The sequence below is a fragment of the Pantoea conspicua genome (genome assembly GCF_002095315.1).
Lineage (GTDB): Bacteria > Pseudomonadota > Gammaproteobacteria > Enterobacterales > Enterobacteriaceae > Pantoea > Pantoea conspicua.
The window spans coordinates 1-8,634 of sequence record NZ_MLFN01000083.1 but is presented as its reverse complement, the minus strand read 5'-3'; the positions used below and the strand labels follow the sequence as shown (position 1 = coordinate 8,634).

Below are 8,634 nucleotides of genomic sequence, written 5' to 3'. Positions count from 1 at the left end.
CGCGTCGCCCGCCCGGTCAAACTGAAACTCCCCAACGCTGGCGGGCGAAACTATACTCAGTGCAGCCCGCCGCCAGGCGTAACCTTCCTCAGTGCCAGCCCGCTGCCAGGCGAAACCGCTGCTAAGCGCCCCCTGCGCGATCAGGCGCTCAGCCACCCCAACTTAATCACAAACAGAATCGACAAAATCACCAGCGCCGCGTTGACCTCTTTGGTGCGGCCACTCAGCAACTTCACCAGCGTCCAGGTAATAAAACCAAACGCAATACCGTTGGCGATCGAATAGGTCAGTGGCATCGCCAGCGCTGTAACGGTTACCGGCGCGGCGGTGGTGATATCTTTCCAGTCAATCTCCGCCAGGCCCGATGCCATCAGCACGGCGACAAACAGCAGCGCGGGCGCAGTCGCATAAACCGGCACGCTGGAGGCCAGCGGCGAGAAGAACAGCGCCAGCAGGAACAGGACTGCTACCACAATCGCCGTCAGACCGGTACGGCCGCCCGCGCTGACGCCCGCCGCAGATTCTACGTAGCTGGTGGTGGTTGAGGTACCCAGCAGCGAACCAAACAGCGCGGCAGCACTGTCAGCAATCAGCGCCCGGCCCATTTTCGGTACGTTGCCCTGCTCATCCGCCAGACCGGCACGTTTGGTCACGCCCAACAGCGTACCGGTATTGTCGAACACATCAACGAACAGAAAGGCAAAAATCACGCTCACCAGACCAACGTTAAAGGCACCGGCAATGTCCAGCTGCATAAACGTCGGGGCGATCGACGGCGGTGCGGAGAATACCCCGGCAAACGGTGACAGGCCGATGCCCATTGAAATAAAGGTCACCAGTAAGATGCCGATCAGGACCGCACCGGTCACGCGACGCGCTTCCAGCACCACAATCACGATAAAGCCCAGCATCGCCAGCAGCGGCCCCGGCTTAGTCAGATCGCCAATTCCCACCAGCGTCGCCGGGTTATCGACCACAATCCCCGCCCCTTCCAGCGCAATCAGCGCCAGAAACAGCCCGATACCGGCACCAATCCCGGCGCGCAGCGGCAGCGGAATGCTGGCGATAATCCACTCGCGAATTTTGAAGATCGACAGCGCAAAGAAGATCACCGCCGACAGGAAGACCGCGCCCAGCGCCACCTGCCAGGTGTAACCCATGTGCAGCACCACGGTGTAAGTGAAGAAGGCGTTCAGTCCCATGCCCGGTGCCAGCGCAATCGGGTAGTTCGCGATCAGCCCCATCAGCACACAGCCAATGGCCGCCGCCAGACAGGTGGCGACAAACACGGCGCCCTTGTCCATGCCGGTGGCACCCAGAATGCTCGGGTTCACAAACAGAATGTAAGCCATCGCCAGGAAGGTAGTGATCCCGGCGATAATCTCGGTGCGAACCGTGGTGTTGTGTGCTTTGAGTTTGAATAATTTTTCTAACATCATCATCTCTCGATACAGGAGACGTCACGAATGTGCGTTCTCGCTTGCCAAAGGGGTTTGCATGCTGATTATTCTGTTCAAGGAACAGCGAAACGGGCTGCTGCATACTCGCAAGCCTGAATTCGGTGAAAAAACCGGGTAGGGCCCACTGCCAAAGCAATTGCCATGCCATAAGCCAACGCAATCGATTACCTGGCCGCCTACAGAATTGCTAAGACAATTCCGAACCAAAACAAGGCGCGATTATGGTGCAATGCACTTATTGTGCGCAATCGTTTTCCTGCAGCGACATTGAGGGTCAGAAAAACTCTGCGCCAGCGCACGATTCCGCACTCTGCCAGGCGAAGCTGGTCACGTTTCAGCAGGCTGAAACAGCAACCGTAATTTGCCTGTGTACACTCCAGAATTAACTCTTTCGTAACATTGAGGCCGCGCAATGAAGCCAGCGATTTTGGTGGTGGATGATGATCCTGCTGTCTGCGACGTCTTGCAGGATGCGTTAAGTGAACATCTGTTTACTGTCTACAGCTGCCGTCAGGGAAGAGAGGCGCTATCGATGCTTAGTGAACATCCGGCGATTTCGCTGGTGATGCTGGATATGATGCTGCCCGATACCAATGGGCTACTGGTATTGCAGCAGCTTCAGCGTGAGCGACCCGAAGTGCTGGTGATTATGCTGACCGGTATGGGTTCCGAAGCGGAAATGGTGGTGGGTCTGGAGATGGGCGCAGATGACTACATTGCCAAACCTTTCAATCCCCGCGTGGTGGTGGCGCGCGCCCGTGCGGCCCTGCGTCGCAGCGGACGCATCGCGCAGGCCGACCCTGAACAGGAAAGCTGGCGTTTTGGCGGCTGGCAACTGGACGATGGCCGCTGCCAGCTGTTTAACCCGCAGCGCGAACTGGTGCCGCTGACCCAGGGGGAATATAGCCTGCTACACGCGCTGGTGCGTCATGCCCGCAAGGTGTTGACCCGCGATCAGTTGCTGGAGCTGACCCACAGTGAGAGTCTCGATGTGTTTGATCGCACCATCGACGTGCTGATCATGCGACTGCGCCGTAAAATTGAAACCAACCCGCACCAGCCCGACCTGATCCGCACCATCCGCGGGCTGGGCTATGTCTTTTCGGCCGATGTGGTCAAACCCGATGCCATGGCGCGCACCAGTCAGATTGCCTGAGTGACCGCGCCGCGCCTGCCCTGCTCAGGGTAGCCAGTGCGCATAATCGTTGCATAGCAGCCAGCGCGGCGCTTCATCCTCATCCAGCGGGTTGAAGCGTGCCAGCGGCGTCAGAAACACATTGTCATTTTCGTCATCGTTGGGCATCGACACCTCCCCCACCAGCACGTCGCCATAGCCGCTTTCACCCCAGAAACTGTGCCAGACGCCCGCCTCCAGCGTCACGCTTTCACCCGGTGAGAGCCGCAGTTGCGAACCGGCGGCATGGGTCTGGCGCAGGCCATCCAGCGATACCACCACCGGCGAGTCAGCCAGCTCATCACCGTCGCGGTTATGCAGTTCGACGATCAGATTCCCGCCGCCGCGATTGATGATGTCTTCCATCTTGCGCGGATGAAAGTGCATCGGCGTCAGCTGCCCTTCACGTACGTGCATCATTTTCTCGGCGTAGGGTTTATGCCACGGCTGCCCACCTGGCGAGCCGTTGCGCAGGGTAAACAGCGTCAGCCCGGTCTGCAGAAAATCAGCCGCGCCAAAACTGGTGAGATCCCAGCCCAGCCGCAACACCAGAATCTCCTGCGCCTGCTGGCGATCCTGAAGCTGCCACTGGCGCGGCTCGTAATCCGCCCACGGCGGCAGATGCACATCCTGCTGTCGGAAAAACTCGCGAGTATGTTGCAGGTAATAATTAACCTCTGAACGTTGCATAGTGGCCTCCTGAGGGCGGCACCCGGAGTGTGCCGCCCTAAAGCTTATTTCACCGTCCAGCCCTGATAGCTGCTGATATTGTTACGATCAATCAGCTTCACCGGAATCAGCACCGGCTTATCGGGTGCTGGTTTGCCTTGCAGAATGTCATAGCCAATCTCCACCGCTTTGGCGGCCATCACCTGCGGGTCCTGCGCCGGGGTCGCGACGAACAGTGAGTTCTTACGCTTCAGCGCCTCTTCACCGTCCGGCGATCCATCGACGCCGACAATAAAGAATTCATTACGCTGCGCCTGTTTCGCTGCCAGATCAGCACCAATCGCCGTCGGATCGTTGATGGCGAATACCGCATCGATCTTCGGATTGGCTGACAGCAGACCGGTCATCACTTCCAGTCCGCCCTCGCGACTGCCTTTGGCGTTCTGGTTGTAAGAGAGCAGCTTGATATCGGGATGGCGCTTCAGTTCGGTCATGCAACCTTCAACACGGTTCTGAACCGCTGAGACCGGCGGCCCGTTGATGATCACCACGTTGCCTTTGGCTTTGAGACGGTCAGAAATATATTTACACGCCATCACCCCGGCTTCGGTGTTATCAGAGGTAATGGTGGCGTTGGCACCATCGGCGGCCACGTCGACCGCCACCACCACGATACCGGCATCACGCGCCCGCTTCACAGCCGGGGCGATCCCTTTGGAGTCGGCAGCATTGAGGATAATCATGTCAACTTTCGCCGCAATAAAGTTATCAATCTGGCCCACCTGCTGACCGAGATCGTAGCCGCTGGAGACCAGCGTCACGTTGACTTTATCGCCCGCCAGCTGACGTGCCTTCATCTCTGCGCCTTTGGTGATCTGCACGAAGAAGGGGTTTGCCAGATCGCCGACCGTTACGCCGATAGATTTGAGTTCTTTTGCCTGAGCCAGGCCGGTACTGAACAGCGTCGCCGCCAGCAGCCCGGTTACAATCGGATTAAAACGCATAGACCTTCTCCTGCTGTTTTCAGAGTGCCAACCACTTAATGGCGTTTTTACAGAGGCGGAGGCGACCTGGCGCATCCGCCCTTTTAAGACTCAACTCACATGATGACGGGTACGGTATTTGTCGATCAGTACCGCGATGATGATCACCGCGCCCTTGATCACCAGCTGCCAGAAATAGGAGACGCCCATCAGCGTCATGCCGTTATTCAGTGTGGCGATAATCAGTGCGCCAATCAGGGTGCCGGTGATGGTGCCGATGCCGCCGACAAAACTGGTGCCGCCGAGGATCACCGCCGCAATCGCATCCAGCTCATAGCCGACGCCGAGGTTGCCGTTGGCGCTGTAAAGCCGCGAGGCGCTCATCAGACCGCCCAGTCCGGACAGCAGGCCACTCATGCCGTAGACAAACAGCAGCACCATCCCCACCTTGATGCCGGTGAGACGGGCAGCCTGGATGTTGCCGCCAACCGCGTAGATATGTACGCCCAGCGTGGTGCGGCGCAGGATGAACCAGCAGATGGCGATCACCGCAAAAGCAATCACAATCAGCCACGGCACCGGCCCGAGATAGCCGTTGCCGATCCACTCAAAGTTAATATCGGAGTTAATCACCGTGGTGCCGTCCGCCAGCAGATAAGCCGCCCCACGCAGCGCGGTATAAGTGCCGAGCGTGACAATAAAGGGCGGTAGCCCAGCCCAGGCGACCAGGATGCCGTTAAACAGCCCCATCACCAGGCCTGCCCCCAGCGCCATCGGAATGGTCATGGAAGCCAGCATCGGATCCAGCGACGCCACCAGCGCCACCACCGCGGTGGTTCCCAGCATCGACCCCACCGACAGGTCGATACCGCCGGTGAGAATCACAAAAGTCATCCCCGCCGCCAGCACGATATTGATCGACGCCTGACGGGTGATGTTCAGCAGGTTTGCTTCGGTAAAAAAGTTTGGCGTGACGAAACCAAATACCGCCACGATCAGGATCAGAATCGGCAGGATACCCACCGTTTGCAGCAGATCGCCCATCAGGGCGCGCTTCAGCGTCGGCGCTTTGGTGCGGGCCAGTTGTGTCATCGTGGTCTCCTTAAATTTTGCCTGCTGACGCGCTGTGCGCACCGGTTGCCAGCGTCATAATATTTTCCTGACTGATGTGGCTGCCCTCCAGCTCACCGACGATGGTGCCTTCGTGCATCACGTAAACGCGGTCGCTCATCCCGACCACTTCCGGCAGTTCGCTGGAGATCATTAAAATCGCCACGCCCTGCCGCGCCATCTGCTGCATCATGCGATAGATTTCACTCTTCGCGCCGACATCGACACCGCGCGTCGGCTCGTCGAGAATCAGAATGCGCGGACCAATCGCCACCCAGCGCGAGATCAGCAGCTTCTGCTGATTGCCGCCGGAGAGTCCGCCCGCCCGGACCTGAGCATGGGGGACGCGAATATTCAGCGAGGTGATCGCCTCACTGGCGATGGTCTGCCCTTTGCGGCGGTTCAGCATCCCGTAACTGGCATCACGCTCCAGCGTCGCCATCACAATGTTCTCCTGTGCTGCCATCTCCAGAAACAGCCCCTGCTCTTTGCGGTTTTCGGTGAGGAAGCCGATGCCGCGCGCAATGGCATCACGCGGTGAGTGGATGGTGACCTTCTCGCCATCGATCCAGATCTCGCCATCTTTGGGCTTGTGTACGCCGAAGATCAGTTGCGCCAGCTCGCTGCGGCCTGCCCCCACCAGCCCGGCCAGCGCGACAATCTCCCCGGCACGCACCGCCAGGCTACTGGGATGCACTTTGCCGCCATCTGTCAGGTGATTGACCGCCAGCCGGATATCACCCAAAGGGATAGCGCGGTCTTTGTTAAACAGGTCACTCAGCGGCCGTCCGACCATCATCCGTACCAGTTCGCTGGCGTTGAGCTGGTCACGGGTCAGACTGCCGACATACTCCCCGTCACGCAGCACGCTGACCCGATCGGAAAGCTCATACACCTCCGCCATGCGATGGCTGATGTAGATGATCGCCATGCCTTCGCTGCGCAGCCGCTTGATCAGCGCGAACAGCTGTTCGGTTTCGCGGTTGGAGAGCGCAGCGGTCGGTTCATCCATCACCAGAATGCGGCTATTGCGCTGCAGCGCGCGGGCGATCTCCACCTGCTGCTGCTCGGCAATACTCAGGCGGCTGACCAAATCCCAGGCGCTGAATTGCGCGCCGAGCCGGTCAATCACCCGCTGCGCCTCTTCCGCCATCTGTCGTCGCCTCACCAGCCCGCCAGGCGCGATTTCGCTGCCAAGAAAAATGTTCTCCGCCACCGTCAGATTGGGCGCCAGATTGATCTCCTGGTAAATCAGGGTGATCCCGGCGGCCAGCGCCTCCTTCGGCCCCTTCAGCGCCCAGGGCTTGCCTTCAATTAAAATTTCCCCGCTGCTGGCGGTATAGGCACCGGCCAGAATCTTCATCAGTGTGCTTTTACCCGCGCCGTTCTCCCCCATCAGCGCGTGAACCTCACCGGGCCAGACCGTGAGATCGACGCCCTTAAGGGCATAAAAGCTGCCGAAGCGCCGGGTAATTGCCCGCATTTCCAGTATCGGTGTGGCTGTCATCGCCTCGCTCCTGCGGTCTGTGGATAGCCGGCAGTAAAGCAACGCCAGATAAACGGAAAATGTCAGCGGCCATTCATATTTGTCATAATCACCCGCCTGCACGCTCCTATACTCGGCCCATCGTTGCAGTGATTAAGAGGTCGTGGGATGCAGCGCAATTATCCGTGGCAGGCCGGGGCGCGAGGCCGCCTGTTGCTGTTCAATTTGCTGGTGGTGCTGGTCACGCTGATGGTGAGCGTGGTGGCGATCTTCGGCTTTCGTCATGCTGGCGCGATTCAGGAACAGGCGCAGGCCCAGACGCTGGCCGACATGAACGGCAGCCTGGCGCTGGCGCGCGATACCGCCAATGTGGCCACGGCGGCGGTACGGTTGTCGCAGGTAGTCGGGGCGCTGGAGTACCAGAGTGAATCACAACGTCTGAAACAGAATCAGCAGGCGCTGCAGCACTCCCTGACGCTGCTGGCCAGTGCGCCACTGGCGGCGCGCCAGCCGGAACGCATCGCCCGCATCCGCGCCCGCAGCCTGATGCTGGAGCAGACCATCAACCAGTTACTGCTGACCGGCCATCAGCGTCACCTGCAACGTAACAACATGCTCAGTGACCTGTGGCAGGCGCAACTGTTGCTCAGCCATATTGACCAGCTGCTGCAACGTCAACAGCAGAACCAACCGGACGCCGCGCTGCGTCAGCAGACCGAGCGGCTGATCGGTATTGCCATCCGTACCCCTTCGCCCGTGGCGGTGATCGACCAGTTACAGCAGGTGATGATGCAGTGGCGCACGGTGCCGTTGCAGGGCGTCACCGGCGAAAAAGTGCAGCGCCTGCTGGCGACTCAGCAGCGCCTGCTGCCGCTGGCCGATGCGCTGGAACAGAGCGATCTGGCGATTGCCTATGCCACCTATCGCATCAAAGCGCTGGTGGCGATGCTCAATGAGGACATCAGTGCTTCGGTGCAGCAGGTGGCGTTGCAGAGTGAGGCGCGCACCCTTGCCACTCACCGCGAGCTGGATTCGATAATCGGCTTTATTGCGCTGTTTGCGCTGCTGGCGCTGGCGATCACCGGTTACGCCGGTATCTATATCTACCGCAATCTCGGTTCCAGCCTGACGGCGATTGCCGCGGCGATGACCCGGCTGGCGCAGGGAGAACAGAATGTCAGCGTGCCGGGGCTGCAACGGCGGGATGAGCTGGGTGAGCTGGCGCGGGCGTTTAACGTCTTCGCCCGCAATACCGCCTCACTGGCCCACACGTCGCGACTGTTGAAAGAGAAGAGCAATCAGCTGGAATCCACTTTCCTGGCGATGCGAGATGGCTTTGCCCTGTTTGATAACAACGGTCAGCTGGTGGTGTGGAACGCGCAGTATGCGGAGCTGCTGGGTATCCCGTCGCGTGAATTGCATCGCGGCGTTCACTGGCAGCAGTTACTGGCACCGCTGGCGGTGGATCTGCACGATCCCGGTGAACCACAGGAGATCCGACTGGCCGATGGTCGCACGCTGGAGCTGCGCTTCAGCCCAATCCCGCGGCGCGGCATGGTGAATACGGTGCTGGACCGGACCTCGCGTAAAACGCTGGAAGAAGCACTGCAGCACAGCCAGAAGATGAAGGCGGTCGGTCAGCTGACCGGCGGGCTGGCGCACGACTTTAATAATTTGCTGGCGGTGATTATCGGCAGTCTGGCGATGACCGAAGGCCAGCTGACGCCCGGCCCGCTGGCCAGCCGGATTGAG

General features: G+C 59.6%; 7 protein-coding genes. 2 read left to right on the top strand and 5 right to left on the bottom strand.

Annotation, left to right across the window (positions count from 1 at the left end; all coding sequences use genetic code 11):
• Nucleotides 1-140: 140 nt before the first annotated feature.
• A complete protein-coding gene (locus HA41_RS18850) occupies nucleotides 141-1,439 on the bottom strand; it encodes an NCS2 family permease (protein WP_218833860.1) in 1,299 nt (432 codons plus the stop codon).
• A 433-nt stretch (nucleotides 1,440-1,872) separates the two neighbouring features.
• Here HA41_RS18850 and HA41_RS18845 point away from each other — a divergent pair, with 433 nt between their 5' ends.
• Nucleotides 1,873-2,616 carry a response regulator gene (locus HA41_RS18845; protein ID WP_094122038.1) on the top strand — a complete coding sequence of 248 codons (744 nt, stop codon included), beginning with the start codon at nucleotides 1,873-1,875 and terminating at the stop codon, nucleotides 2,614-2,616.
• 24 nt (nucleotides 2,617-2,640) lie between these two features.
• On the opposite strand, the gene HA41_RS18840 is transcribed toward HA41_RS18845, so the two are convergent.
• The 4 genes from HA41_RS18840 to HA41_RS18825 form a co-directional block, all read right to left on the bottom strand.
• Nucleotides 2,641-3,324 (bottom strand): D-lyxose/D-mannose isomerase, encoded by a 684-nt coding sequence (locus HA41_RS18840; protein WP_094122037.1) that lies wholly within the window; start codon nucleotides 3,322-3,324, stop codon nucleotides 2,641-2,643.
• Nucleotides 3,325-3,368: 44 nt separating this feature from the next.
• A complete protein-coding gene (locus HA41_RS18835; protein WP_094122036.1) occupies nucleotides 3,369-4,307 on the bottom strand; it encodes an ABC transporter substrate-binding protein in 939 nt (312 codons plus the stop codon).
• 90 nt (nucleotides 4,308-4,397) lie between these two features.
• Nucleotides 4,398-5,378 carry an ABC transporter permease subunit gene (locus HA41_RS18830; RefSeq protein WP_010670880.1) on the bottom strand — a complete coding sequence of 327 codons (981 nt, stop codon included), beginning with the start codon at nucleotides 5,376-5,378 and terminating at the stop codon, nucleotides 4,398-4,400.
• A 10-nt stretch (nucleotides 5,379-5,388) separates the two neighbouring features.
• Complete coding sequence (locus tag HA41_RS18825; protein ID WP_094122035.1) at nucleotides 5,389-6,903, bottom strand: sugar ABC transporter ATP-binding protein; 1,515 nt, start codon at nucleotides 6,901-6,903, stop codon at nucleotides 5,389-5,391.
• A 147-nt stretch (nucleotides 6,904-7,050) separates the two neighbouring features.
• Here HA41_RS18825 and HA41_RS18820 point away from each other — a divergent pair.
• On the top strand, nucleotides 7,051-8,634 hold a 1,584-nt coding region (locus HA41_RS18820; protein WP_143807372.1), incomplete at its 3' end, for a PAS-domain containing protein.